The 24,453-nt window shown below is 72.7% G+C and carries 24 protein-coding genes; 6 read left to right on the top strand and 18 right to left on the bottom strand.

The window, feature by feature from the left end; translation table 11 throughout:
* Positions 1-54: 54 nt before the first annotated feature.
* Genes AFL01nite_RS04615 through AFL01nite_RS04605 form a run of 3 tightly spaced genes read right to left on the bottom strand, consistent with a single transcriptional unit; the run spans position 55 to position 5,142 of the window.
* Positions 55-1,164: a hypothetical protein gene (locus tag AFL01nite_RS04615; protein WP_146826009.1), complete on the bottom strand. Its 1,110-nt coding sequence runs from the start codon at positions 1,162-1,164 to the stop codon at positions 55-57.
* A complete protein-coding gene (locus AFL01nite_RS04610) occupies positions 1,157-2,914 on the bottom strand; it encodes a glycosyltransferase (protein ID WP_186813810.1) in 1,758 nt (585 codons plus the stop codon). Before AFL01nite_RS04610 ends, AFL01nite_RS04615 begins: the two co-directional genes overlap by 8 nt.
* Positions 2,911-5,142, bottom strand: a complete 2,232-nt coding sequence (locus AFL01nite_RS04605) for a CDP-glycerol glycerophosphotransferase family protein (protein WP_146826007.1) — start codon at positions 5,140-5,142, stop codon at positions 2,911-2,913. The genes AFL01nite_RS04610 and AFL01nite_RS04605 overlap by 4 nt, the downstream gene beginning before the upstream one ends.
* A 56-nt stretch (positions 5,143-5,198) precedes the next feature.
* Here AFL01nite_RS04605 and AFL01nite_RS04600 point away from each other — a divergent pair, with 56 nt between their 5' ends.
* Positions 5,199-6,905 carry a glycosyltransferase gene (locus AFL01nite_RS04600; protein ID WP_146826006.1) on the top strand — a complete coding sequence of 569 codons (1,707 nt, stop codon included), beginning with the start codon at positions 5,199-5,201 and terminating at the stop codon, positions 6,903-6,905.
* Between the two features lie 3 nt (positions 6,906-6,908).
* On the opposite strand, the gene AFL01nite_RS04595 is transcribed toward AFL01nite_RS04600, so the two are convergent.
* The 13 genes from AFL01nite_RS04595 to dacB form a co-directional block, all read right to left on the bottom strand.
* Positions 6,909-7,181 (bottom strand): hypothetical protein, encoded by a 273-nt coding sequence (locus tag AFL01nite_RS04595; RefSeq protein ID WP_146826005.1) that lies wholly within the window; start codon positions 7,179-7,181, stop codon positions 6,909-6,911.
* Positions 7,182-7,266: 85 nt separating this feature from the next.
* Positions 7,267-7,761, bottom strand: a complete 495-nt coding sequence (locus AFL01nite_RS04590; RefSeq protein WP_146826004.1) for a DUF3180 domain-containing protein — start codon at positions 7,759-7,761, stop codon at positions 7,267-7,269.
* A gap of 7 nt (positions 7,762-7,768) precedes the next feature.
* The gene (gene folK, locus AFL01nite_RS04585; protein ID WP_146826003.1) at positions 7,769-8,332 is read right to left on the bottom strand and encodes a 2-amino-4-hydroxy-6-hydroxymethyldihydropteridine diphosphokinase; all 564 of its coding nucleotides are present in this window, start codon (positions 8,330-8,332) and stop codon (positions 7,769-7,771) included.
* Positions 8,329-8,706 (bottom strand): dihydroneopterin aldolase, encoded by a 378-nt coding sequence (gene folB, locus AFL01nite_RS04580; RefSeq protein WP_146826002.1) that lies wholly within the window; start codon positions 8,704-8,706, stop codon positions 8,329-8,331. The genes folK and folB overlap by 4 nt, the downstream gene beginning before the upstream one ends.
* The gene (locus AFL01nite_RS04575; RefSeq protein ID WP_146826001.1) at positions 8,703-9,113 is read right to left on the bottom strand and encodes a nuclear transport factor 2 family protein; all 411 of its coding nucleotides are present in this window, start codon (positions 9,111-9,113) and stop codon (positions 8,703-8,705) included. The genes folB and AFL01nite_RS04575 overlap by 4 nt, the downstream gene beginning before the upstream one ends.
* Entirely contained in the window at positions 9,106-9,957 is an 852-nt protein-coding gene (gene folP, locus AFL01nite_RS04570; protein ID WP_146826000.1) for a dihydropteroate synthase, read from the bottom strand. Before folP ends, AFL01nite_RS04575 begins: the two co-directional genes overlap by 8 nt.
* Before the next feature lie 16 nt (positions 9,958-9,973).
* Positions 9,974-10,537 carry a GTP cyclohydrolase I FolE gene (gene folE / locus AFL01nite_RS04565; RefSeq protein WP_146825999.1) on the bottom strand — a complete coding sequence of 188 codons (564 nt, stop codon included), beginning with the start codon at positions 10,535-10,537 and terminating at the stop codon, positions 9,974-9,976.
* A gap of 7 nt (positions 10,538-10,544) precedes the next feature.
* The gene (gene ftsH, locus AFL01nite_RS04560) at positions 10,545-12,554 is read right to left on the bottom strand and encodes an ATP-dependent zinc metalloprotease FtsH (RefSeq protein ID WP_146825998.1); all 2,010 of its coding nucleotides are present in this window, start codon (positions 12,552-12,554) and stop codon (positions 10,545-10,547) included.
* 51 nt (positions 12,555-12,605) lie between these two features.
* Complete coding sequence (gene hpt / locus AFL01nite_RS04555) at positions 12,606-13,160, bottom strand: hypoxanthine phosphoribosyltransferase (protein ID WP_146825997.1); 555 nt, start codon at positions 13,158-13,160, stop codon at positions 12,606-12,608.
* Between the two features lie 126 nt (positions 13,161-13,286).
* Positions 13,287-14,237 carry a tRNA lysidine(34) synthetase TilS gene (tilS, locus tag AFL01nite_RS04550; RefSeq protein ID WP_146825996.1) on the bottom strand — a complete coding sequence of 317 codons (951 nt, stop codon included), beginning with the start codon at positions 14,235-14,237 and terminating at the stop codon, positions 13,287-13,289.
* Positions 14,237-15,277 carry an Rv3626c family coenzyme F420 biosynthesis-associated protein gene (locus AFL01nite_RS04545; protein ID WP_146825995.1) on the bottom strand — a complete coding sequence of 347 codons (1,041 nt, stop codon included), beginning with the start codon at positions 15,275-15,277 and terminating at the stop codon, positions 14,237-14,239. The genes tilS and AFL01nite_RS04545 overlap by 1 nt, the downstream gene beginning before the upstream one ends.
* A 25-nt stretch (positions 15,278-15,302) precedes the next feature.
* On the bottom strand, positions 15,303-17,759 hold the full coding sequence (locus tag AFL01nite_RS04540; RefSeq protein WP_146826236.1) for a DEAD/DEAH box helicase: 2,457 nt from the start codon (positions 17,757-17,759) through the stop codon (positions 15,303-15,305).
* A 121-nt stretch (positions 17,760-17,880) separates the two neighbouring features.
* A complete protein-coding gene (gene dacB, locus AFL01nite_RS04535; RefSeq protein ID WP_146825994.1) occupies positions 17,881-19,230 on the bottom strand; it encodes a D-alanyl-D-alanine carboxypeptidase/D-alanyl-D-alanine endopeptidase in 1,350 nt (449 codons plus the stop codon).
* Positions 19,231-19,277: 47 nt separating this feature from the next.
* Between dacB and AFL01nite_RS04530 the strand changes: the two genes are divergently transcribed.
* Positions 19,278-19,808, top strand: coding sequence for an inorganic diphosphatase (locus AFL01nite_RS04530; protein ID WP_281285727.1), 531 nt, complete (start codon positions 19,278-19,280; stop codon positions 19,806-19,808).
* Here the strand turns inward: AFL01nite_RS04530 and AFL01nite_RS04525 are convergent.
* Positions 19,802-20,419: a TetR/AcrR family transcriptional regulator gene (locus AFL01nite_RS04525; RefSeq protein WP_246119582.1), complete on the bottom strand. Its 618-nt coding sequence runs from the start codon at positions 20,417-20,419 to the stop codon at positions 19,802-19,804. The genes AFL01nite_RS04530 and AFL01nite_RS04525 overlap by 7 nt on opposite strands.
* Before the next feature lie 92 nt (positions 20,420-20,511).
* Here AFL01nite_RS04525 and AFL01nite_RS04520 point away from each other — a divergent pair, with 92 nt between their 5' ends.
* Genes AFL01nite_RS04520 through AFL01nite_RS04505 form a run of 4 tightly spaced genes read left to right on the top strand, consistent with a single transcriptional unit; the run spans position 20,512 to position 23,684 of the window.
* On the top strand, positions 20,512-21,336 hold the full coding sequence (locus AFL01nite_RS04520) for an SCO6745 family protein (protein ID WP_146825992.1): 825 nt from the start codon (positions 20,512-20,514) through the stop codon (positions 21,334-21,336).
* Positions 21,293-22,312, top strand: coding sequence for a nicotinate-nucleotide--dimethylbenzimidazole phosphoribosyltransferase (gene cobT / locus AFL01nite_RS04515; RefSeq protein WP_146825991.1), 1,020 nt, complete (start codon positions 21,293-21,295; stop codon positions 22,310-22,312). The genes AFL01nite_RS04520 and cobT overlap by 44 nt, the downstream gene beginning before the upstream one ends.
* Positions 22,309-23,085 (top strand): adenosylcobinamide-GDP ribazoletransferase, encoded by a 777-nt coding sequence (locus AFL01nite_RS04510; protein WP_146825990.1) that lies wholly within the window; start codon positions 22,309-22,311, stop codon positions 23,083-23,085. Before cobT ends, AFL01nite_RS04510 begins: the two co-directional genes overlap by 4 nt.
* Positions 23,082-23,684, top strand: a complete 603-nt coding sequence (locus tag AFL01nite_RS04505; RefSeq protein WP_146825989.1) for a DNA-3-methyladenine glycosylase I — start codon at positions 23,082-23,084, stop codon at positions 23,682-23,684. The genes AFL01nite_RS04510 and AFL01nite_RS04505 overlap by 4 nt, the downstream gene beginning before the upstream one ends.
* Before the next feature lie 113 nt (positions 23,685-23,797).
* On the opposite strand, the gene cobU is transcribed toward AFL01nite_RS04505, so the two are convergent.
* Positions 23,798-24,328, bottom strand: a complete 531-nt coding sequence (gene cobU, locus AFL01nite_RS04500; RefSeq protein ID WP_146825988.1) for a bifunctional adenosylcobinamide kinase/adenosylcobinamide-phosphate guanylyltransferase — start codon at positions 24,326-24,328, stop codon at positions 23,798-23,800.
* Positions 24,329-24,453: the final 125 nt, after the last annotated feature.

Genomic DNA, 24,453 nt, shown 5'->3' with positions numbered 1-24,453 from the left:
GGCTCAACCTACCTTCGCCGGAGTCCTCCCGCGCTCGGTGCCACGCGGGACGCGTCAGTCCTCGCCGGCCGCGTGGGCGTCGGACCTGGCCGCGGTGAGCAGGGCCGAGTCCCAGTCGGCACGGGCGCGCGCCAGCACCGCCGCGTCGGGGCGGCCGCCGGCGTACCAGGCGTCCAGGTCGGGAGCCGAGACCAGGAACCTGTCGTGGCCCAGCTCCTCGACCCTCCAGCCGGGGAGATCGCCGGCGGCGGCGAGATGCGCCCGGCCGACCACCTGGACGCCGTGGGCGTCCGGCACCAGCCGATCCAGCAGGGCGGGAGCCCGACGGACGTGATACTCCTCGATCCCGGCGAGCGGCTGCGCGGAGTCGATGGCGTGGGGACCGCTCACGCCCCGCTGCGCGACCCGGATGAACCCGAGACGGGTGTGGGGCGCCAGGAGCAGGGCGAGATCGCGCAACCGGTCGACCTGGTCCTGCGCTGAGCCACCGAGCGTCTGGAAGACACCGCACGCCTCGGGACAGAAGGCCACCCGGCGGGCCGTCCACGCGGCGTCGTCAACCAGGTCGACGGCGCCGCTGGGCGCCCCGGAGAGGATTCGCCCGAGCTCACGGGCCAGGCCCTCGCGCTCGGCCCTCAACGACAGCCCGAACTGCGTCAGCACGACCGGCCCCGGTTGCTCGAGGACCCACGCGACGGCCGTGCCGACCACCTCTCGCGTGGCCACGGCGGGCAGCTGCCACCCGGCGTACCGGTCCGGACGGTCGACGCCGTCGAACCAGACGAAGAGCGTGGGCACCGGCGGCTGAGCCGCGGCGAGCAGCTCGGGCAGCCACACGTCCCGTGCGCCCTCGAGTCGTCCGTGGATGCCGCGACCGGCGAGCGCACGGACGAAGTGATCCAGCCAGGCGTCGACGTGCTCGTCCCAGAACGCGGCGCCCAGCTCGAGCGCGAACCCACCGGGACAGGGCGTCACGCCCATCGCCGCGATGTCGAGCTCCGCCTCCTGCGCCGCCTCGTCGGCCTCGGCGGCGGCGGCGGTGACGCCGGCAGCGTCGTCGCCGTCGGTGCGCAGCCGGAGCCAGAACGCGTCGTACCCACCGGCCTCGCACGCCTCGCGGATCGAGGGAACGTCGATGTCGATGCCTCCAGCGGACTCAGCCATGATCGCGCCGCCACCAGAAGGCGAGCTGCTCGCGCGGCACCTTCGGCTGCACGACGACCTTGAGCCGGCGCGGACCGGCGAGCGCGAGGTAGCCCTGCCGGTCGTCGAGCTCGAAGTCCCACGGCAGCTGCAGCGCGAGCGACTGGTCCAGCAGCCCCGGCACCTCGTGCTCGCCCACCTCGGCAGGGATCTCGACAGAGGCCGGATCGACGAGGTCGCCCTTCCACGGCTTCACCTCGACGCAGTCGAGCTCCCACGGCTCGGCACCCGTCAGTCCCGCGGACCCGGCCTGTTGCGGGACCGCGGCCGATCCGCCCGGATCGATGCGCGTGACCCTCCCCCGCCGGACACGTCCGCCGTGCGTGACCTCGACGACCAGCTCCGAGCAGTCGACGTCGTCGAGGTCCGGCAGCTCGAGCGTCAGGTCCCAGACGCTGTCCTCATTGCTCCGACGCGTCGTACGGACCCGGTGGCCGATGAGCTCCTCGGCCGGCGCGACGGTGAACTCACGCTCCCAGCCGGTGAGGTCCCGCAGCCACGCCCGGCAGGTCGGCCGACCTCCGTCGACGTGACGCAACCACGCCGCCACGGTCAGGCGCAGGCCGTCGTCGTCCAGCCGCGCCCGCAGGACCGTGGCGTCGACCGGCGTCTGGCGCTCGGACAGGATGCGTGCCTCGTCGGGCACGTCGGGGTCGCCCGTGAACGGGAAGACGAGGGCGGGTCGGCCGTCGACCTCGTCGGACCGCAGCGACGGCAGGTCGAACCCACCCTGGTCGACGAACACGCTGACGTCCGACGATCGTCCGGCGTTGAGCAGCGCGTAGACGACGCGCGCCTCGGCCGGCGCCTGCGACAGGTCGACGCCCGGCTCCGCGAGCAGGTCGAGCGCGCCCCGGAACAACCGCTCGCGGTAGCCCTCGTCGCCCACCTTCGCGAGCGTGCGGAGGTACCGCGGCACGTCGTTCGACAGCACCTGAGTCGCTCGCGCGGCCCGCGCACCCGGAACCGGGTCGAGCGCATCGAGGCTCAGCGCGATCGCGTCGAAGAACGCCCCCAGCGACCGTTCCGTCGCCTCGCGCGTGATCGACCCCGGACGGATGCGCCACCGGTAGGTCGGCAACGGCACGAGGTCGACGCGGCCGGCAGCGACGAACGCGCGCGCGGTGACCTCCTGGTCCTCGTAGAGGACGCCTTCGCGGAACTCGAGGCCGGCCTCGTCCCAGAAGGAGCGCCGGTAGACCTTCGACCAGGCGGTGGCCTGCGCCAGGAGCTCGGGGTGGTCGTGGGCGACCAGCGTCCGGGTCTCGTCCTCGTAGAGGCTCTCGACCCACGGCGGCGTGGGAATGGGCGAGGCGGGATCGCGGAACTGCCGGTACGGGAGGAGGGCGTAGTCCGACCCCGTCCGCTCGAGGGCGGCGACGGCGCTCGTGAACCCGTAGGGATCGATGAGGTCGTCGGAGTCGACGAACGTCAGGTACGGCGCCGTCGCGTGCTCGACGCCGGTCGTCCGGGCGGCGCTGAGGCCCCCGTTGGGGCGGGTCACCACCCGCACCCGCGGATCACGTCGCGCGTACTTCCGGGCGATCCTCGCGCTCCCGTCCGGCGAGCCGTCGTCGACGACGATGACCTCCATCGCCAGGGGCGCGTCGAGGATCGAGTCGAGGCACGCCGCCAGGTACTGCTCGACGGCGTACACCGGCACGACGACGCTGAGCAGCGGCTCGGGAGCCGCACGCCGGAACAGCCTCACGCGTCCCACCCGAGCAGGCCGTCGACGACCCGCTCGGCCGCGCGCCCGTCGTGGAACCGGTTGAAGCGCTCATTGAAGGCGGCGTAGGCGTCGGCGTGCTCGGCGACCCACGCGGTGTCGCGCACGAGGGCCGCGAGGTCGCCGGAGTCGCGGACGACGGGACCGGGCGCGGACTCCTCGAAGGGGAACAGGAAGCCGCGCAGCTCCTGCTCGTACTTCTCCAGGTCGGGCACGAAGAAGACCATGGGCTTGCCGGTGATCGCGTAGTCGAACCGCAGCGAGGTGTAGTCCAGGATCGCCAGGTCGGACGCCAGCACGAGGTCGTTGATCTCGGGATGGTCGGTGACGTCGACCACCCCTCCCCCGCTGCCGTGGCGCTGGTCGGAGCGCGCGACGGAGTGGTGGCTGCGCTGCAGCACGACCACGTCGTCGCCGAGCTCCTCGGCGAGCGCCTTCACGTCGAGCAGGCCGGGGTCGGCCGAGGTGTTGTCTCCGCGCGACAGGTCCTCGCGCCACGTCGTGGCGTGCAGCACCGCGGTCTGGTCGTCGCGGATGCCCAGCAGGCGGCGCGTGGCGCGGCGTACGTCGTCGGCGTCCTCGGCCAACAGCGCGTCGGTGCGGGGCAGGCCGTGGTCGAACGCCGGGCCCTGCCAGTCGTAGGCCTCGCGGTAGAATTCGTCGGCCTCCGGGTAGGGCAGGCAGATGACGTCCCAATAGGTGGAGCGCCGCTCGGTGGCCTCGTACTCGGCCCGCCACGAGGCCATGCGACGCGCGAAGTCGGGCCGGCCCATGCGCTTGAACGGCTGGCCGTGGAACGTCTGCAGGTAGACCTGCCCGGGGCGCAGGCGCGTGTACGCGCCGACCTCGGTGTTCTTGACGAGGAGTCGCGCCGTCGCCAGCGCGGAGTACCACTCCCGCGTGCCGGCCACGAGGCGCTTGGCGCCCTCGGGCAGCGCGACGGAGTGGTCGACCGTGCCCCAGTAGAGCCGCATCCGCGGGTCGCGGCGGTGGAGCTCGCGGTGGATCGCCGCCTGGCTGTCGGTGGCGACCTCGGCCCAGTAGCACTGGAACATCGCCATCTTCGGATCCACGGCCGTCTCGAGAGCGACGTACGCCTCCCGGAGGTACCGCTGGCCGTACATCGTGTTCTCGTCGGGCAGCCGCGGCTTGATCAGCCGCAGGCCGGCGTCGGAGGTGTGCCCGACGAGCGGGCCGTCCGCGAGGTCGACGGGCCAGCCGACGAGCTCGGCCGCCAGCGGCAGCGGCTCACCGTCGGCGACGACGACGTAGTCGCCGATCGGCAGCGGCAGCTCGCCCCGGCCCCACCGGTCGGCGGTCGCGGGGAAGACGCAGCGGAAGCTGGAGCCGAGCCGCGTGAACTCGGTGGCCGTCAGCGTGACCGAGGACGACTGCAGCGTGGGCGCCGTGTCCAGTCCGCGGCCCCGGACGACGATCGTGCCCCGCTCCAGGTCGATGGCGTCGACGGCGGGCCCGATCGGCTCGGGCGGGACGACGAGCTGCAGGCGTCCGCGGGCGGTGCGACCGGCGAGCCGGACCTCGACCTCGACCTCGAGCGCCTGCTCGGGGCCGAGCCGCGACAGCGGGAGGTCGACCGCCCAGGTGCTGAGGTCGTAGGTCTCGCGCCACATCGCGGCGCCGCCGCGGTGCCCGGAGGTCTCGCCGACGTAGGCGGCCCGCACGCCGGGGGTCATGACCGTCAGCTCGGGGACCGCGCCGTCGGCGTCGATGTGCGCGAAGCCGGCGCGCAGGACGGCCTCGAAGCGGTCGTCGACGACGCGCGAACGGACGACCTCGCCGGCGAAGCGGGTCTCGGAGTCGGCCAGCACGAACGTCTCGCGCGGGATCGAGGGGTCGTCCCATCCGGGCAGGTGCAGCACCGGGAGCCCGTCGTGGAGGCCGCCCGCGAACTGGCGGACGTCGATGAGCCCCTGGTTGAGCGCCGCGTGCAGGGCGTCGACGTCGTCGTGCTCGAGGTGGCGCAGCGCGACCTTGGCCCAGGACGGCACCGCGCGGACGAGCGCGGCTCGGTCGACCTCGCGGAGCAGCTCGGGCACCTGCGCGCGCAGCTCGGCCTCGATGCTGCCGTCGAGGTCCTTGGGGAGCTTCCGGATCGCGGCCGGGACCTCGCGCGCGAGGACGTCGAGGGGCTTGTTCGGACCCGTCGCGAGGTCTCGCACCCGCCGCGTGAGCGACCGCAACCTGCCCATGTCACCTACGCCTTCGCCGAACATCCCGGACGGCGTCGATGCTATACGCTCGCCGCGTGTCGCCTTCCGTCGCTGCACCGGGCGAGCCGGCCACACCGTTCCCCGCCGGGGCCTGGTTCTCGGTCGTGGGCAACGTCCGGCTCGGCGCGGGCGGCCAGACCCGCATGGTCCTGCTGCGCCACCGGCTGTTCGTCGCCGCGGGCCTGGACTTCCCGATCCTGACCTACAACCCGGTTCCCTCGTACGAGCCGATCCGCGCCGGCCTGCTGGCCGACGGGCTGCTGCTGCCGCAGAGCCGGCTGGTCAACCTGCACGAGGACCTGCGCGAGCGCGACCTCTCCGGGCTGCCCGGAGCCGACGCCCCGGCGATCCCACCCGCGGCCCGCACCGAGGACGACGTCGAGGACGGGTACGCGTGGCGCCGGCGGCACCTCGACGAGGCGGGCGTCGAGACCACGTGGGAGTACCTCCGACCGGACGGCACGACCTATGCGTTCACCCCGCCCGACGTCATGGAGGGCGACACCCGCGTGCTCGACCGTGACGGGCGCACGGTGCTGCGTGGCGACGGGCTCGGCGACCTGTGGCGCTGGTGGACCCGGCGGGTCGTGCCCGCCGACGGGCCGGTCTTCCTGGTCAGCGACAGCCGGTTCGTCGCCGAGGAGCTGGGCCTGCTCGACGATCCCCGGATCGTGCTGATGCACCAGATGCACAACCCGCACCTGCGCGGCGACCGGCGCTGGGACTCGCCGATCGAGCCGTCGTACGCGTCGTCGCTGGAGCACGTCGACCGGTTCGACGCCCTCAACACCCTGACCGAGCGCCAACGGCACGACCTGCGGCTGCGGTTCGGCGACCTGCCACAGCTCCATGTCGTGGCCAACCCCGTCGAGGTCGTCGAGCCGCCCTCCCCCGCGCCGGCGCGGGTGCCCGGGCGGATCGTCGTGATCGCCCGCCTGCATCCCCAGAAGCAGCTCGATCGCGCCATCGACGCATTCGCCCTCGTCGCCCCGCGCCACCCGACCGCGATGCTCGAGATCTACGGCGACGGCGACGAGGAGACCCGGCTCCGCGCCCGGGCGCAGGCTCGCGACGTGGCCCACCGCGTCGTCTTCCACGGCCACGTCCCGGACGCCGCCGACCGCCTCTGGGAGGCCGACCTGGCCTGGCTGACCAGCCGGTTCGAGGGCTACGGCCTGTTCATCCTCGAGGCGCGGATGCGCGAGTGCCCGGTGCTTGCGTTCGACGTCCCCTACGGCCCGGCCGAGCAGATCGAGTCCGGGGTCGACGGCGTGCTGGTGCCCGCCGGCGACGCCGCCCGGCTGGCCCACGCGACGCTCGACCTGCTGAACGACCGCCCTCGCCTCGAGGCCATGCGGTCCCGCGCCCGCGCCGGAGCCATCGCCCACGGCCACGCGTCGTTCCTGGCCGACTGGGCCGAGCTCGCCCGCGGGGCGTTGGCCCGGAAGGCCGCTCGCGTGCGGATGACCGAGGCCTCCGCCACGTTCGACGGACGCACGGCCCACGTCCACGTGGCCGGCGACGGGGACCTCGACGAGGTCGTCGTCCGGTGGCAGGCGTGGCGCGCGGGCGACGAGGCGCCGACGGACCTGACAACCTCGGTCGAGAGCCACGGCGCCGAGTTCACGGTGCGTGCCGAGCACGCGCCGCGCGGTGCCGACGAACGACTGCTACTGACGTGGCGCAACGTGTCCTGGCAGCAGACCGTCCCGGCGCCGCGGCGCTGGTGGCGCCGCGGCTGACGCTCACTCCGGCCGGTCGAACACCTTGCGCGCAACCGCCTGGACGTCGCGATCCAGGTGGTCGAGCCGGTCGTCGACCCGTCGGAACTGCTCGTCCACCCGTTCGAAGCGGGCGGCCATCTCGCCGCGCAGCCCGTCGATGCGCGCGTTCACCCCGCCGATCTCGGCGCGCAGGACACGCGTGAACGTGCCGGTCACCACGCCCATCAGCGCGAACGTCGACGCCGCGAAGACCCCGATCAGCGTCCACACCTGCGGTTCGTTCAACTCGATCACTCCCCCATCATGACGACTGGAGGACGACGATGCCAGACCTCACCGACGCCCACCAGAGTGGGCGGGGAGCATGTGGACAGCCGTTTCAGGCGGGCGACGGATCGGCGTCGGAGGGGGCCGACTTCTCCTCGTCGTCGTCCGAGGGCAGCCGGCACGTCCACTCCAGCACCAGCGCGGCGATCAGCAGCAGCAGCGCGGCGCCGGCCGCGGCGGCCGAGCGCCACAGCCGCAACTCGCCCAGCTCGGTGGACGAGCCGAGGTAGGCCAGCGCGTAGCCCGCGTAGCCACCGGTGAAGACGCCGCCCACGAGGACGGCCGCCTTGGCCAGCGCGAGGATCCGGATCGCGTGCTCGGCGGAGTACACGCGCTTGTCGCGGTGGAGGTTCTGCCAGGTGCCCCACGCGAGGGCGCCGACGGCGATGGCGCCACACAGCAGGACGATGGCGGCCGCCCAGCCCGGGACCGGCGGCGACGTGCCGTCGAGCCGCACCGTGAGCGGCGGCAGCAGCCGACCGACGACCAGGCCCGACGCGACGAGGCCCGCGACGTAGAGCGGCGTACTGCGCCGGACCTTCCTCATCGGTCGGTCACAGGAAGATCTCGACGTCCTCGCGCTTGGTGACGCCCGAGGCGTCGACGCCCGAGACGAGGTCGGCGACGAAGCCGTGTCCGGGGATCTCGCCCTCAGGGTCGATCTCGAGCCACGGCACGAGGACGAACGCGCGCTCGTGGGCGCGCGGGTGCGGCAGCGTCAGGGAGTCGTCGTGGGCGACGCGGTCGCCGACGACGATGATGTCGACGTCGAGGGTGCGCGGGGCACCGGGCTCGCTGCGCTCACGCTCGAACGCGTCCTCGATCGCCAGGGCGCGGTCGAGCAGCGTGTGGACGGTCAAGGTGGTGTCGATCAGGACGACGGCGTTCAGGAACGGACCGGAGCCCTCGGGGGCGCCGACGGGCTCGGTCTCGTAGACCGACGAGATGGCCACGACGGTGACCTCGGGGGTGTCCTCCAGGGCGGACACGGCGCCCTGCAGGCGGCCGGCACGATCGCCGAGGTTGGAGCCGATCGACAGGACGGCTTGGCGAATGGGACGCATTCCCCCGGTCATCGTGTCGGCATCGAGCTCGTACGGCGTGGGTGCTTCGGTCACAGCTTGCTCCGCTCCATCGTCACGGTGACGTCAGTGAACGCCACCTCGATCGGCGCCTCGGGCTTGTGCACCGTCACGCTGACCCAGCGGACGGGCTCATGGCCCAGACATACGCTCACTATACGGAGCGCCAACGTCTCGATGAGATCGACCGGCTCCCCCGTGATGATCGCGTGGACCTGCTCGGCGAGTTCGCCGTAGTGCACGGTCCGGGTGAGGTCGCCCGAGGTGGCCGCCGGCTCGAGGTCGACCGACAGGACGAGGTCGACGACGAACGTCTGGCCGTCCCTGCGCTCGTGGTCGAAAACGCCGTGATGGCCGATCGCCGACAGGCCCCTCAACTCGATCCGGTCGCCCGCATGGCGCTCGCTCACGTGTCCCCCTCAGGATCGATCAGGGGCGACGCGTGCCGCGCCCAGAACCGCCATCGTCCCGCATCGCGGACGAGGATGCTCGTGGCGACCGCGCGGCCACCGCTGAACGACTCGACCGAGCCCGCGTCGGACAGGATGTTCTCGGTGCACACGATGACCGCCGTGGTGGGGTCCTGCGCGGGCAGCAGCGTGACCTCGAGGTCGGTCAGGAAGAACTGGATGTACCCGACGCCGGCCATCAGGACGGTCCACGAGCGCAGGATCGGCCCGGTGCCCTTGAGCGGCGGAGCGCCCGGGTGGACGCACGTGGTGGCGATGTCGTCGACCCACAGCGACGACATCAGGTCGACGTCGCCGGTCTCGATCGCATCGTAGAAGGCGCGGTGCGCGGCCAGGACGTCAGCCACCGGCCGCCTCCGCGCGGACGCGGGCGGCGACGCGGACGGCGTCGGCGCTGCGACGGGGGTCGTGCACCCGCACGCCCCACGCGCCCGCCAGCGCCGAGAGCATGCTGATGGCCGCCGTGGCGTCCTCGCGCTCGTCGACCGGCCGCGGACCGGCCTCGTCGGCCAGCAGCGACCCGAGGAATCCCTTGCGACTCGCGGCGACCAGCAGCGGGTGGCCGAGCGCGGCGAAGCGGTCGAGGTGGCCCAGCAGCGTCCAGTTCTGGTCGCCGGTCTTGCTGAAGCCCAGTCCGGGGTCGACGACGACGCGTGCCGGATCGACCCCCGCCTCGCACACCGCCGTCACCTGCGCCCGCAGCTCGGAGACGACGTCGTCGACCACGTCGGTGTAGTCCGTGTGCTGCTGCATCCGGTCGGAGTGCCCCCGCCAGTGCATGACGACGAACGGCACCTCGGCGGCGGCCACGAGCGGCACCATGCGCGGGTCGGCACGGCCGCCCGAGACGTCGTTGACGATCACGGCGCCGGCGTCGAGCGCCTGCTCGGCCGTCTCGGCCCACATCGTGTCGACCGACACCGGGACGCCCGCGTCGGCGAGCCGGCGCACCACCGGCACCACCCGGCGCAGCTCCTCGGCACGATCGACGGGCAGGGCTCCCGGGCGGGTGGACTCGCCGCCGACGTCGACGAGGTCGGCGCCGCGGCGCACCAGCTCGAGCCCGTGCTCGGCGGCGGCGCCGGGGTCGAACCAGCATCCCCCGTCCGAGAACGAGTCGGGGGTGACGTTGACGACCCCCATGACGACGCAGCGGTCCTGCGCCAGGTCGGGCAGCGGGAGCGTCACCATCGGGTGTCCTACGGGGTCACTTGCTGATGAGCTGCATCGCCTCGGCACGCGTGGCCGGGTCGAGCAGCTGGCCGCGAACGGCGCTGGTGATGGTGCGGGCGCCGGCCTTCGCGACGCCGCGCATCGTCATGCACAGGTGCTCGGCCTCGATCACCACGATGACGCCGCGGGGCTCGAGGACCTCGACCATCGCCTCGGCGACCTGGGTCGTGAGGCGCTCCTGGACCTGCAGCCGGCGCGCGTACACGTCGACGAGCCGGGCCAGCTTCGACAGGCCCGTGACGTGCCCGGTCTCCCCAGGGATGTACCCGATGTGGGCGACGCCGAAGAACGGCACCATGTGGTGTTCGCACATGCTCCAGACCTCGATGTCGCGCACCAGCACGAGCTCGCGGTGACCGACCTCGAACACGGCCGACAGCACCTCGCGCGCGTCCTGGTCGTACCCGCCGAGCAGCTCGGCGTACGACCGGGCGACGCGTGCCGGCGTGTCGAGCAGACCGTCGCGGTCGGGGTCCTCGCCGATCGCCGCGAGCAGCTCGCGGACGGCTGCCTCGGCACGGGGTTGGTCGACGGCCACGGTGCTCCTAGAGGGTCGGGGACTCGCCCGGCTGGGGCGCGTCGGGGGCGGGGGCGTCCGAGCCGGAGTCCGGACCCACGACGATGCCCTCCTGCGGAACGTCGCCGTTGCGTGCCGGCACCGAGATGGGCGGCTGCGACGACGGCTGGCGCTGGTCGGAGCCGGTCCAGGCCGGACGGACGTCGCGACGGTTGAGCGCCTCGAAGATCCGGGCGACCTCGGCCTTGTCGAGCGTCTCCTTCTCCATCAGCTCGCGGACGAGCTCGTCCAGGACGTGGCGGTTCTCGACGAGGATGTCGAACGCCTCCTGGTGGGCCTGCTTGATCAGCGCCGAGATCTCGTCGTCGATCGTCGCGGCGACGTCCTCGGAGTAGTTGCGCGAGTGGCCGATGTCGCGGCCGAGGAACGGCTGGCCGTTGTCCTCGCCGAAGCGGACGGCGCCGATGCGCTGGCTCATGCCGTACTGCGTCACCATCGCGCGGGCCAGGCTGGTGGCCTTCTCGATGTCGTTGCCGGCACCCGTGGTGGGGTCGTGGAAGACCAACTCCTCGGCGGCGCGGCCGCCGAGCATGTAGGCCAGCTTGTCGAGCAGCTCGGCGCGCGTCTGGCTGTACTTGTCCTCGTCGGGCAGGACCATCGTGTAGCCCAGCGCCCGGCCTCGCGGCAGGATCGTGATCTTGTGCACCGGGTCGCTCTGCGGCAGCGCGGCGGCGACCAGGGCGTGGCCGCCCTCGTGGTACGCCGTCACCAGGCGCTCGTGCTCGTTCATCAGGCGCGAGCGCTTCTGCGGGCCGGAGATGACGCGGTCGATGGCCTCGTCGAGCGCGGCATTGTCGATCGTCGTGGCGGCGCCACGCGCGGTGAGCAGCGCGGCCTCGTTGAGGACGTTGGCCAGGTCGGCGCCGCTGAAGCCGGGAGTGCGGCGGGCGACGGCCTCGAGGTCGACGCCGGGACCGATCGGCTTACCGCGGGCGTGGACCTTGAGGATCTGGGTGCGGCCGGCCAGATCAGGAGCCTCGACGGCGATCTGGCGGTCGAAGCGGCCCGGGCGCAGCAGCGCAGGGTCGAGCACGTCCGGACGGTTGGTCGCGGCGATGAGGATGACGCCGCCGCGCACGTCGAAGCCGTCCATCTCGACGAGCAGCTGGTTGAGGGTCTGCTCGCGCTCGTCGTGACCGCCGCCCATGCCGGTGCCGCGGTGGCGGCCGACGGCGTCGATCTCGTCGATGAAGACGATCGCGGGCGCGTTGTCCTTCGCCTGCTCGAACAGGTCGCGGACGCGGCTGGCGCCGACGCCGACGAACATCTCGACGAAGTCCGATCCGGAGATCGAGTAGAACGGCACCCCGGCCTCGCCGGCGACGGCGCGCGCGAGGAGGGTCTTGCCGGTGCCGGGCGGTCCGTACAGCAGGACGCCCTTGGGGATCTTGGCGCCGACGGCCTGGAACTTGGCCGGCTCCTGGAGGAACTCCTTGATCTCGCCGAGCTCCTCGATGGCCTCGTCACACCCGGCGACGTCGGCGAACGTGGTCTGCGGGGTGTCCTTGGTCATGAGCTTGGCCTTGGACTTGGCGAACTGCATGACGCGCCCGCCGCCGCCCTGCATCGAGTTCATCAGCCACAGGAAGATCAGGATGAAGATGACGAACGGCAGGAAGCTCAGCAGCACCGACAGCAGCGTGTTCTTCGGCGGGAGCTTGACGTTGTAGGAGGTCAGCTTGTCGTCGGCCCGCAGCTGCTGGGCCTTGGTGACGAACTCGGTGCCCTGGTCGGGGCCGAGCCACGTGGCCTTGACCTTCTTCGCCCCGTCGCCCTTCAGCGTTGCGCGGATCTCCTGGTCGCCGTCGACGAACTCGACGTCCTTGATCTTGGCGTCGTCGAAGTAGCCCACCATCGTGGAGGTCTTGACCTCGCGGTACCCGTCGGCCGAGCCGGAGAACGACAGCACGCCGATGACCACGGCGGCGATGAGGATGATCCACAGCCACGGGCCCTTGAACAGGCTCTTGAAGTTCATGCCGCCTCGTCGTTCATGCAGGTGGGGTTCCGTCCGGTTCGGTGCCTGGGCTCAGGAGTACATGTGCTCGGCCAGTGTGCCGATACTGCGCAAATTGCGGTACTTCTCGTCGAAGTCCAGGCCGTACCCGATGACGAACGCGTTGGGGATGTCGAAGCCGACGTACTTGACGTCGACGGGCATCTCGAGGGCCTCGGGCTTGCGCAGCAGCGTGGCGATCTCGACCGACGCCGGTCCGCGCGACTGCAGGTTCGCCACCAGCCACGACAGGGTCAGGCCCGTGTCGATGATGTCTTCGACGATCAGCACGTGGCGGCCGTCGAGGTCGGTGTCGAGGTCCTTGAGGATGCGCACCACACCGGAGGACTTGGTGCCTGCGTAGGAGGAGACCGCCATCCAGTCGATCTCGACGTGACGGTCGAGCTCGCGCGAGAGGTCGGCCATCACCATGACCGCGCCCTTCAGCACGCCCACGAGCAGCAGGTCGCGCCCCTCGTAGTCAGCCTCGATCCGGCGTGCCATCTCGGCGATCCGGGTCTGGATCTGCTCCTCCGTGAAGAGCGTCTTGGTCAGGTCGAGGTCGGCTTCAACGCGCTCGGTGTCCACGGTGCCAGCGTGCCACAGAGCGACCTTTCGCACGCCAGCCGGTCGCGAATCACCAAGGTCCAGCGGCGCCGCCGCTCGAGATGTGTAGCGAAGCGGTCCGTTTCGGCACGAATTCGGTACGCAGCGCTACACATCTCGCGTCTGCGGCTCGAAGCGCACGCGGTCGCCCTCGCGGACGGCCGTCACGTGACCGGGGAGCTCGATCCGGGTGCCGCCGCGCGCCTGCAGCAGACCGTCGAGGGCGAGGGTGTGCGCGTGCGACAGCTCGCCGGGCGAGGCGCCGGCGTCGATCGCGAGACGGCGCCAGATGCGCAGCCGCACCGGGGTGTCGAGGTCGGCGAAGGTCCACAGGTCCTCGATCCCACCCGAGGTCGGCATTGCGCGGATCGCAAGGCCGTCGACCGCGTCGGCATCCATCCGGACGAGGTCGGCGGTGCGCGCCAATGCCTCGGCCACTCCCCCGCCGAGCACGTCCTCCATGAGGGGCAGCAACTCGCAGCGGACCCGCACGCGGCGGTAGGCGGGGTCCTCGTTGTGGGGGTCGTCCCACCAGTCGAGGTCGTGCAGGGCGCAGATCCGCTCGGTGTCGGCACGTCGCAGGGTCAGGAAGGGGCGACGCAGGTGTCCGTTGACCGCGCGCATGCCCTGGATCGCGCGCGGCCCGGAGCCGCGACCGAGGCCCAGCAGGACCGTCTCGGCCTGGTCGTCGAGGGTGTGGGCGAGCAGGATCGGCGCGTTCCCGGCCTCGTCGTGCAGGGCGAGGTAACGGGCGGCCCGGGCGGCGTCCTCCGGGCCGGTGCCGACGTCGCGCACCTCGACCCGCCGTACCGAGGCCGGCAGGCCGAGACCTGCACACTGCTCCACGGCCCGGGCGGCGACTTCAGCCGAGCCGGGCTGGAGCCCGTGGTCGACGACGACGGCCCGGGCCTCCAGTTCGCGGCGGCGCACGAAGAAGGCGACGACCGCAGCCAGTGCGAGGGAGTCGGCCCCGCCGGACACCGCGACCACCGCCCCGGGCACGAGGTGGGGCTCGACCAGGTTCCGGGCCCGCGCGACGAACGGGTCGAGCCGGGCCATCAGCCGTGGACGCGGGAGACCCAGGACTTCGGGTCGATGATCTCGGCGCGGGTGGGCAGGTGCGCGGGCTCGGCCCACACGGCGTCGAAGCCGTCCTTGCCGACCTGGTCGGTGACGGCCCGGACGAACGCCGCGCCGTCGCTGTACTGGCGCATCTTCGCCTCGTAGCCCAGCAGTCGGCGCACCACCTTCGACAGCGCGGAGCCGGCGCCCCGGCGCTTGGTGAACTTGCGGCGGATCTCGGCCACGCTCGGCACGACCTCCGGGCCGATGTCGTCCATGACGACGTCGGCATGCCCCTCCAGGAGCGACATCAGGCCGGTGAGCCCATCGACCACGGCGCGCTGCTGCTCGTTCTGGAACAGGTCGGACAGCGACTTGTCCGACTCGCCGCGGACGATGCGGACCAGCTCCGGCAGCGCGTCCGAGACCATCTCGGTCATGGCGCCGCCGCCGACGTCGGTGGCGTCCATCAGCTCGTCGACCTTGCCCATCATGTGGTCGCGCATCCACGGCACCGCCGTGAACTGGGCGCGGTGGGTCTCCTCGTGCAGGCACACCCAGCGGCGGAAGTCGGTGGGGTCGACGTCCAGCTCGCGCTCGACGTGGACGATGTTCGGCGCGACGAGCAGCAGCCGTCCGGGACCGTGCTCGCCCTCCGCGAAGGGGTCGAACTGGCCCAGCACCTTGCCGCCGAGGAACGCCACGATCGCGCCGAGCTCCGCGCCGGTGACGCGCCCGCCGATCGCCCGGGGCAGGCCGGTGGGCAGCTTGCCGGCGGCCGCGAGCTTCTCGTCGAGCGGCGCCATCAGCAGGCTGAACGCCTGGAGGTTGGCATCGGCCCAGCGCGGCCGGTCGACGACGAGGACCGGCGTCGGGTACCGGGGAACGAGCCCGGTGAACTCGCGCACGGGACCCTCGGCGACGAGGGACGCCTCGCGCAGCTCGGCGACGACCTCGCCGACCTCGGCCTGGCTCATCTCGGGGCCCGGGCGCATGAGGCGTCGAGCCGTGGCCTGCGCGACGTTCCAGTCGATCATGGCGTCCAACCTACGGCCTCGGGCCTCAGCGCGGGCCGACGTCGAGGACCCGGACGACCGGCTCGCCGGCCTCGTCGGACGCGTCGAGGTCGACCTCGGCCGCGATGCCCCAGTCGCGGTCCTTCTCGGGGTCGTCGAAGACCTGGCGGACCGTCCACACGCGCACCGTGTCGTCCTCGACCATGAACAGGTCCGGACCGCGCGACGCCGGGCCCGTGCCGAGCTCGTCGTACTCCTCGCGGTACTCGGCGATCGCCTCACGCCACGCGGCGGCGTCCCAGCCCGACTCGGCGTCGAGCTCACCCAGGGCGGTCCACCGGCCGAAGGCGGCCAGCTCGACCCGGCGGAACATCGCGTTGCGCACCAGCACGCGGAACGCCCGCGCGTTGGCGGTGAGCGGACGCGGCGTGTCGGCGCCGGTCGACTGGGCGCGGACCTCGGCGGGGTCCTGCCCGGGCGCGATCAGCTCCTCCCACTCGTCGAGCAGGCTCGAGTCGGTCTGGCGCACCAGCTCGCCGAGCCACTCGGTGAGGTCGGTCAGCTCGTCGTTGCGCACCGCCTGCGGCACCGTGCGGACGAGCGTCTTGTAGACGTCCGACAGGTACCGCAGGACCATGCCCTCGGAGCGTGCGAGCTGGTAGTCCGAGACGAGCTCGGAGAACGTCATGGCGCGCTCCCACATCTCGCGCACGACCGACTTGGGCCGCAGCTCGTGGTCGGCGACCCACGGGTGCCCGTTGCGGTACATCTCGTAGGCCGCGGTCAGCAGCTCCTCGAGCGGCTTGGGGTGCTCGACGTCCTCGAGCAGCTCCATGCGCTCGTCGTACTCGATCCCGTCCATCTTCATCTCGGCCACGGCTTCGCCCCGGGCCCGGAACCGCTGGGCGCTGATGATCGGGCGCGGGTCGTCGAGCGTCGCCTCGACGACCGAGACCACGTCGAGCGCGTAGGTCTCCGACTCGCGGTCGAGCAGGTCGAACGCGGCCACCGCGAACGGCGACAGCGGCTGGTTGAGGGCGAAGTTCGCCTGCAGGTCGACGGTCAGGCGCAGGGTGCGGCCCTGCGCGTCGGGCGGGTTGATCTGCTCGACGACCTCGCCGGCGACGAGCGCCTCGACGATGTGGCCGACCTGCTCGAGCAGCCGCTCCTGCGACTCCTCCGTCTCGCCGCTCTCGCGGATCAGGTGCTCCAGCGCGGCCCGGGCGTCGCCGGGACGGGTGATGACGTCGAGCACCATCGCGTGGCTCACCCGCATCCGTGACACGAGCGCCTCGGGGGTGCCGTTCACCAGTCGCTCGAAGGTGCCGTGCCCCCACGAGACGAAGCCCTCGGGCGGCTTCTTGCGCTGGATCCGCTTGAGCTTCTTGGGGTCGTCCCCGGCCTTGCGCACGAGGCGGGCGTTCTCGACCTCGTGGTCGGGGGCCTGCACGACGACGTGGCCCACCGTGTCGAACCCGGCGCGGCCCGCGCGACCGGCGATCTGCTGGAACTCACGGACCTGCAGGTGCCGCTGCCGGACGCCGTCGTACTTCGACAGGCCGCTGAACAGCACCGTGCGGATCGGCACGTTGATGCCGACGCCGAGCGTGTCGGTGCCGCACACGACCTTCAGCAGGCCCTGCTGGGTGAGCGTCTCGACGAGGCGGCGGTACCGCGGCAGCATGCCGGCGTGGTGGACGCCGATGCCCATCCGGATCAGCCGCGACAGGGTCTTGCCGAACGCGGACGTGAAGCGGAAGTCGCCCAGCGCCTCGGCGATCGCGTCGCGCTCGGCGCGGGTGGCGACCTTGGCGCTGGTCAGCGCCTGCGCCCGCTCGAGCGCCGCCGCCTGCGAGAAGTGGACGACGTAGACGGGCGTCTGGTGCGTCTCGACGAGCTGCTCGAGCGTCTCGTGGACCGGGGTCGTCACGTACTCGCTGACCAGCGGCACGGGCCGCTCGACCGAGGTGACGGCGACGGTCTCGCGGCCCGTGCGGCGGGCGAGGTCGGCCTCGAGCCGCGAGGTGTCGCCGAGCGTGGCCGACATGAGCAGGAACTGGGCGCGGGGCAGCTCGATCAGCGGCACCTGCCAGGCCCAGCCCCGGTCCGGGTCGGCGTAGTAGTGGAACTCGTCCATGACGACGGTGGCGATGTCGGCGGCGGCCCCCTCGCGGAGCGCCATGTTGGCCAGGATCTCGGCGGTCGCGGCGATGATCGGGGCGTCGGCGTTGACCGCCGCGTCGCCCGTGACCATGCCGACGTTCTCGGCCCCGAAGATCTCGCACAGGTCGAAGAACTTCTCGCTGACGAGCGCCTTGATCGGCGCGGTGTAGACGCTGCACCCGCCGCGGGCGAGCGTGGCTCCCATCGCGGCGGTGGCCACCAGGCTCTTGCCCGAGCCGGTGGGCGTCGCGAGCACGACGTTCGAGCCCGAGACACACTCGAGGATCGCCTCGTCCTGGGCGGGGTAGAGCGTCAGGCCACGGTCGTCGACCCACTGCATGATCGCCTCGTGGACGGCGTCGACGTCCTCGGTCGGCTCCGCCGGGAGCAGGTCGACCAGTCGTGAAGCCACCCGAGCAGCCTAGGCGTCGCGGCCACGGCCGGGCGCGGCGACGGGCGATCTAGCCGCCGCAGGCGCAGCCGGCCATCGCCGTGGCGACGGCGTCGAGCGCGGCCTGCGTCACGAGCGGGTTGATCCCCTCGGTGTCGTCGGCCATCACCGCGAAGGCGACGGGCCGGGCCCCCGGCAGGGTCACGATCCCGGCCAGGGAGTGCACGCCGGTGAGGGTGCCGGTCTTCGCCCGGACCAGACCGCGCGCCCGGCCGGCCCGGTCGTAGCGGTTCTCGAGCGTGCCGCTGAACCCGCCGACGGGCAGGCCCGTCAGGACGGCGCCGAGCCGGGGCGCGGCCGAGACCTCCACCATCGCCTCGGCGAGAGTGGCGGCTGCGATGCGGTTCTTGCGCGAGAGCCCGCTGCCGTCGTTCAGGACCAGCCCGTCGGTGCTGACGCCGGCGTCACCGAGGACCTGCGCGACGACCTTCGCGCCACCGGCGAACGACCCCGGCTCGCCGGCCTTCAGCGCGGCCTGCCGCAGCAGCACCTCGGCCACCTCGTTGTCGGAGTCGGCGAGGAACGCCTCGACGATCCGCGCGAGCCGGGCGCTGCGGACGCTCGCCACGGGGGTGCCCGCAGCCTCGACCTGCGTCGGAGTCCCGTTCACCGGCACGCCCCGGGACCGCAGCAGCTCGGCGAACCGGCGGGCGGCGTCGCCCGCGGGATCGGTGGAACGGCCGGCGCCGACGCGACCGCGATCGATCCACAGCGGGCTGACCGGCGCCACGACGCCGCCGACGTAGCCCTCCTCCCAGGCCGGACTGACTGCCGGGCCCGAGAACAGCGAGACGTCGTAGCCGAGCGTCACCGGCGTGCGCCCGACCTGCTTCGCCGTCGCCGCGGCGAGCGTGGCTAGGTCGGCCCGCTCGACCGACGAGCCCTTCGTCCGCGTGGCGGTGAGGTAGGGGTCGCCGCCGCCGACGAGCACCAGCCGATCGCCGTCGCGGACCACCGAGGTCGTGAACGTCGCGTCCGGCCCCCACTGGTCGAGGACCGCGACCGCGGTCAGCAGCTTCGTGGTGGACGCCGGGACGTGCGTGCCGCGGGCGTCCGCCACCAGCGGCGTGCCGTCACGGGCGTCGAGCGCCACCACGCTCGTGCGGCCGCCCAGCGCGTCCGACGCCGACGCTCCGGCCACCGCCGCGGCGAGCGCTGTCGCATCGACCGGGCCCGATCCCACGGCGGCCACCGGGTCGGGGTCGGGCGACGGCGTGCCGAGCCCCACCGGAGGCGTCACGAATTGCGGTGCGCACGGCCCGTCGCACAGGATGGGGTTCAGGTCTCCACGCACGTAGAGCACCGCGATGGACGCGAGGGTGACGAGGACGAGCAGCGGCAGCACCCAGGCTGCGCGCATCCTGTCCCCCCTGCGGGCGCCACGGGCTGTCACGTGCGTCAGACTATGTGACACCCGTCATCACCCCGAAAGCCGGAGGAACCGTGTTCTTTGACGTCACCGTGGAGATCCCCAAGGGCGAGCGCAACAAGTACGAGCTCGACCACAAGACCCACCGCATCCGGCTCGACCGCACCCTCTTCACGTCGATGCAGTACCCGGCCGACTACGGGTTCATCGACAACACCCTCGGCAACGACGGCGACCCGCTCGACGCGCTCGTCATCCTGCCGTTCCCGACGTTCCCGGGCTGCGTCATCGAGTGCCGCGCGATCGGCATGTTCAAGATGACCGACGAGGCCGGCGGCGACGACAAGATCCTGTGCGTGCCCGCGGGCGACCCGCGCCACGACCACACGCAGGACGTCGGCGACGTCTCGGACTTCGACCTCGGCGAGATCGAGCACTTCTTCACCAGCTACAAGGACCTCGAGCCGGGCAAGTCCGTCGAGGAGGGCTCCTACTGGGTCGGCCGCAGCGAGGCCGAGGCCGAGATCGAGGCCAGCTTCCAGCGGTTCAAGGACAACGGGGGCTACTGAGCCCCGTCCGTCCCCCGGCGGGGACGGACCAGACCGGCCAGCACCACCCCGAACACGTCGGGGTCGACCTTCGGGTCGAGCGCGCGCAGGCCGCCCAGGCCCGCGCCGAGCGCCAGCAGGGCCGTCGCGACGTGCTCGACCGGGATCGTCGTCTCGAGGTCGGCCTCCTCGATCGTGGCCGAGATCAGCTGGCCGATGAGACGGCGGACCTCGCGGTGCCGCTTCACCAGCTCCGACGCGACCCACGGGTTGTGCCGGGCGACGGCGGCGAACTCCACCTCGAGGGCGGTCCACTGCGGCTCGCCCAGACCCGAGCGCGACCACTCGACGAAGCTCTTGAGGCGCGCCTCGAGCGAGGTCTCCTCGGTGAAGACCTGCTGCACGAGGCGGATCTTCTCGGCATGGATCACGTCGAGCGCCGCCATGCAGAGCTCTTCCTTGCCGGCGAAGTTGGAGTAGACGGCGCCCTTGGAGAAGCCCGCCTCGACGGCGACCTTGTCCAGGGAGGTGCCGGCGTAGCCGACGGCGAGGAACATCTCGCGGGCCACCTCGATCAGGCGCTCGCGCGTCTGTCGCTGGCGCTCGGCCCGGCTCACCCTGGTCTCTGCCACGATCGCTCCTCCCTGCTTCGCATACCGATGGTATCTGAGACCGGGGGCCCGTGGCTCCCCTATCTCGCAACCCGCCGCCCTAGAGTCCAGCCATGACCTCGAAGGACCTGTGGAACGCGATCGAGATCCTGCACGGGGGCGTGTACTTCGCCCCGGACGCGCAGGCCCGCTACGAGGCGGTCGGCCTCAAGGGCTACTGGATGGGCTACTTCGCGAGCCGGTCCGCCGCCCTGGGCACGCCCGGACCCGAGCTGGTCGTCGCGACGTTCCACGGCTTCGCACCGCGCCTGGTGCACCGCGCCCTCCCCGACGCCTGGCGGTTCGCCGACCGCGACGCGGTCCTCGAGGCTCGCTACGAACTGGCCCGCGACCTGCTCGCGCCGGTGGCCGAGCGGGCGACCGCCCTCGCCGGCTCGATGCGCCAGGTGCTGGCGGGTGTCGACTGGGCGGGCAAGCCGCTGGCCGCCGCGCACGCCGGGCTGCCGCGGTCGGACGATCCCGTCGTCGACTTCTGGCAGTCCGTCACCGCCCTGCGCGAGTACCGCGGCGACTGCCACCTCGCGGTGATCACGGCCGCCGGGCTCAGCGGCGCCGCGGCCAACGCCCTGGCCGTGGGCACCGGGTGGGCGTGGTTCGCCGACCAGCGCAGCAAGCGTGGCTGGACCGAGGAGGAGTGGCAGGCGGCGATCACCGACCTCGTCACCCGCGGCTGGCTCACGCCCGACGGCGAGGGCACCGACACGGGCCGTGCGGCGCGCCAGCAGATCGAGGACGCGACCGACCGCGTCGTGGTCGCGGGGCTCGACCGCGAGGCCACTTCTCGGCTGCTGACCCTCGAGGCCGACGTGGTCGGGCTCGCGCGAGAATGGGCCCATGATCACCCCACCCTCGCCGGACGCACAGGCCGCAGCGCGTAACCGACTGGCCGCGCTGGCCATCCCCACCGGAGCCCTCGGCCGGCTCGGCGAGCTCGCGGTCTGGTGGTCGTCGGTCCGCGGCGAGACCACGCCCGCACCGCCCGCCCACGTTCGCGCCGTCGTGTTCGCCGGCGACCACGGGGTCGCCGCGCACGGGGTCTCGGCGTACCCCTCGGCGGTGACCGCGGCGATGGTGCGCGGCTTCGTCGCCGGCGTCGCCGGGGTGTCGGTCCTGGCCCGACAGCACGACGTGTCGCTGCGCGTGCTCGACCTCGGTGTCGATGCCGACTTCCCCGATCTCGACCCGGCGCTCGGCGCGTACAAGATCCGCCGCGGCACCGAGCCGATCCACCTCAAGGACGCCATGACGGTGGACGAGACCCACCGCGCGATCGAGGCGGGTCGCCAGATCGCGGCCGAGGAGATCGCCGCGGGTGCCGACCTGCTCATCGGCGGGGACATGGGCATCGGCAACACGACCACGGCCGTCGCTCTCATCGCCGGGGCCCTGGGCCTGCCGGCCGAGGACGTCGTCGGCCGCGGGACCGGCATCGACGACCAAGCGCTGGCCGTGAAGACCGACGTCCTGGCCACCGCGCTGCAACGCGCCGGCGACCGCGTCGCCGATCCCGTCGAGCTGCTGGCCGCGCTCGGCAGCCCCGACCTCGCCGCCCAGGCCGCGTTCATCTCGGCCGCGGCCGAGGCCGGCGTGCCCGTGCTGCTCGACGGCGTGATCTCCGTGGCCGCCGCGACCGTCGCCGAGCGGCTCACGCCCGGCGTCGCGCCCTGGCTCGCCGCCGGCCACCGTTCGACCGAGCAGGCCCAGTGGCGCGCACTCGAGGCGCTCGGCCTGGCGCCGCTCGTCGACTTCGACCTGCGGCTCGGCGAGGGCTCCGGGGCCGTCGCCGCCGTCCCGATGGTCCGCTCCGCCGCCCTGCTGCTGGCCCAGATGGCCCGCCTCGACGAGCTGCTGTGAGCCGCTTCGGCGACGCCGTCCGACTCTCGGTCGGCACCTTCAGCGCGGTGCCCGTCCCGGCGCCGCGCCGGGTCGACCGGGCCACCGCCGGCATCGCCGTCGCCCTCGCGCCGCTCGCCGTGCTGCCCGTCGGGGGGCTCGTCGCGGCCCTCGCCTGGGCCGGCCGCGAGCTCGCCCTGCCGGCCGTCGCGATCGGCGCCCTGGCGATCGGTGCCGGGGCGTGGGCGACCCGCGGGTTCCATCTCGACGGGCTCGCCGACACCTCGGACGCGCTCGCCTCCTCCTACGACCGGGAGCGGGCGCTGACCGTGGCCCGCACCGGTGACGTCGGACCGGCCGGCGCCGTCGCCCTCGTGCTCGTGCTGCTCCTGCAGGCGGCCTCGGCCGGGGCGCTGGCGTCCTGGGCGTGGGGGCCCGTCGCCGTGGGAGTGCTCTGGTGCCTGGCGCGCGCTGCGGCCACCGTGCCGCTGCGTCGCGGGGTCCCCCCGGCTCGCCCGGACGGCATGGGCGCCACCTTCGCCGGCAGCGTGGCCGTGCCGGCCCTGGCGGCCGTGTGGGTTCTTGTCCTGCTGATCGCCTCGGTCGTCGCGGTCGTGGTCGATCGGCCAGTTTTGCAGGGCGTGTCCGTGGTGCTGCTGACCCTCGCCGTGGTGTTCGCGTTCGTCCACCACGTGGCGCGGCGGCTCGGCGGGATCATCGGCGACCTGGTCGGTGCGTCCGTCGAGATCGCGCTGGCCGTCCTCCTGCTCGGCTGCGCGGCGGTCGTCGCATGACGTTCCTCGGGCCCGACGGCGCTCCGCGCTGCGACTGGGCCGGCGGTGCGCCCGGCTTCGTCGAGTACCACGACACCGAGTGGGGCTTCCCGGTCTCCGACGACGTGCGGCTGTTCGAGAAGTTCTGCCTCGAGGGCTTCCAGGCCGGGCTGTCGTGGCGGACGATCCTGGACAAGCGCGAGAACTTCCGCGCCGCCTTCGCCGGCTTCGATCTCCAGACCGTGGCCGGCTACGACGAGGCCGACGTGGCGAGCCTGCTGCAGGACGCCGGGATCATCCGCCACCGCGGCAAGATCGAGGCCACGATCAACAACGCCGCCCGCGCGCTGGATCTCATCGAGTCCGAGGGATCGCTCGCCGCGTACGTCTGGTGCCACGAGCCCGACCCGGCCGAGGTGCCGGAGCCGCAGTCGCTGACGACCTCGCCCACCGCGACCGCGCTGTCGAAGGACCTCAAGAAGCGCGGCTGGAAGTTCGTCGGCCCGACCACCGTGTTCTCGTTCATGCAGGCCATGGGCCTGATCAACGACCACGCGCGCGACTGCGTCGTCCGCGCCCGCGTCGACGCCGCGCGCGCCGCCTTCCCCCGGCCGGCCTGACCCACTCCCGCCCGCTCCCGACCGGCCCCCTCCCCACTTTTGGAACTGGATTCACCTCGGCGAGCCGATGTGGCGTGGATCCAGTTCCAAAAGTGGAGGGTGGCGGGCAGTCGTCAGAGGCGCAGGATGCGCCCGGCGACGACGAGCAGGACCTCGTCGCAGTCCATCGCGAACCGCTGGTTGACCTTGCCGAGCAGGTCGCGGAACAGCCGCCCGGACCGGTGCTCGGGGACGACGCCCCAGCCGACCTCGTTGGTCACGACGACGACGTCCTCCGCGTGGGCCGTCATGGCCTGCACGGCGCGCTCGACGCGGTCCCAGAACTCCGGCTCCCAGTCGTCGAGGGTCTTGTCCCAGCCGTCGAGCTCGCTGATGAGGGCGGTGACCCAGGTGCCGAGGCAGTCGACGATCACGGTGCCGTCGGCCATCGCGATCGCGCGCTCGAGGTCGGCGGTCTCGGCCGTCTTCCAGTGCTCGGGGCGACGCGCGCGGTGCGCCTCGACCCGGGCGGCCCAGTCGGGGTCGAACTCAGGATCCGGCGGCGGGCCCGGCGCGACGTAGGTGACGTCGGGGGCCGCGACGACGAGCGACTCGGCGTGGAACGACTTGCCCGAGCGCACGCCTCCGGTGATGAGGGTCCTCACCCTCGCAGCCTAGCCCTGCCCCGACGCCCGGGGTCGGGGACGACCGAATCGCGCGGGCGACGCCGAGTGGCGCAAAGCGGGGTGCCGAGTGGCGCAGAAACGCCCGCCACTCGGCGAGTGGCGGG

This window comes from Aeromicrobium flavum, from assembly GCF_007992115.1.
In the GTDB taxonomy this organism is placed as follows: Bacteria; Actinomycetota; Actinomycetes; order Propionibacteriales; family Nocardioidaceae; genus Aeromicrobium; species Aeromicrobium flavum.
The sequence above is the reverse complement of the archived record's forward strand: the minus strand, read 5'-3'. Positions and strand labels throughout refer to the sequence as shown.

Coding starts and splice junctions, on each gene's coding strand:
- AFL01nite_RS04615 (WP_146826009.1), bottom strand. CDS start 1,164: ATGGCTGAGTCCGCTGGAGGCATCGACATCGACGTTCCCTCGATCCGC.
- AFL01nite_RS04605 (WP_146826007.1), bottom strand. CDS start 5,142: ATGGGCAGGTTGCGGTCGCTCACGCGGCGGGTGCGAGACCTCGCGACG.
- AFL01nite_RS04590 (WP_146826004.1), bottom strand. CDS start 7,761: ATGAGGAAGGTCCGGCGCAGTACGCCGCTCTACGTCGCGGGCCTCGTC.
- folP (WP_146826000.1), bottom strand. CDS start 9,957: ATGGTGACGCTCCCGCTGCCCGACCTGGCGCAGGACCGCTGCGTCGTC.
- ftsH (WP_146825998.1), bottom strand. CDS start 12,554: ATGAACTTCAAGAGCCTGTTCAAGGGCCCGTGGCTGTGGATCATCCTC.
- tilS (WP_146825996.1), bottom strand. CDS start 14,237: ATGGCCCGGCTCGACCCGTTCGTCGCGCGGGCCCGGAACCTGGTCGAG.
- AFL01nite_RS04545 (WP_146825995.1), bottom strand. CDS start 15,277: ATGATCGACTGGAACGTCGCGCAGGCCACGGCTCGACGCCTCATGCGC.
- AFL01nite_RS04540 (WP_146826236.1), bottom strand. CDS start 17,759: ATGCAGTGGGTCGACGACCGTGGCCTGACGCTCTACCCCGCCCAGGAC.
- dacB (WP_146825994.1), bottom strand. CDS start 19,230: ATGCGCGCAGCCTGGGTGCTGCCGCTGCTCGTCCTCGTCACCCTCGCG.
- AFL01nite_RS04520 (WP_146825992.1), top strand. CDS start 20,512: ATGACCTCGAAGGACCTGTGGAACGCGATCGAGATCCTGCACGGGGGC.
- cobT (WP_146825991.1), top strand. CDS start 21,293: ATGATCACCCCACCCTCGCCGGACGCACAGGCCGCAGCGCGTAACCGA.
- AFL01nite_RS04505 (WP_146825989.1), top strand. CDS start 23,082: ATGACGTTCCTCGGGCCCGACGGCGCTCCGCGCTGCGACTGGGCCGGC.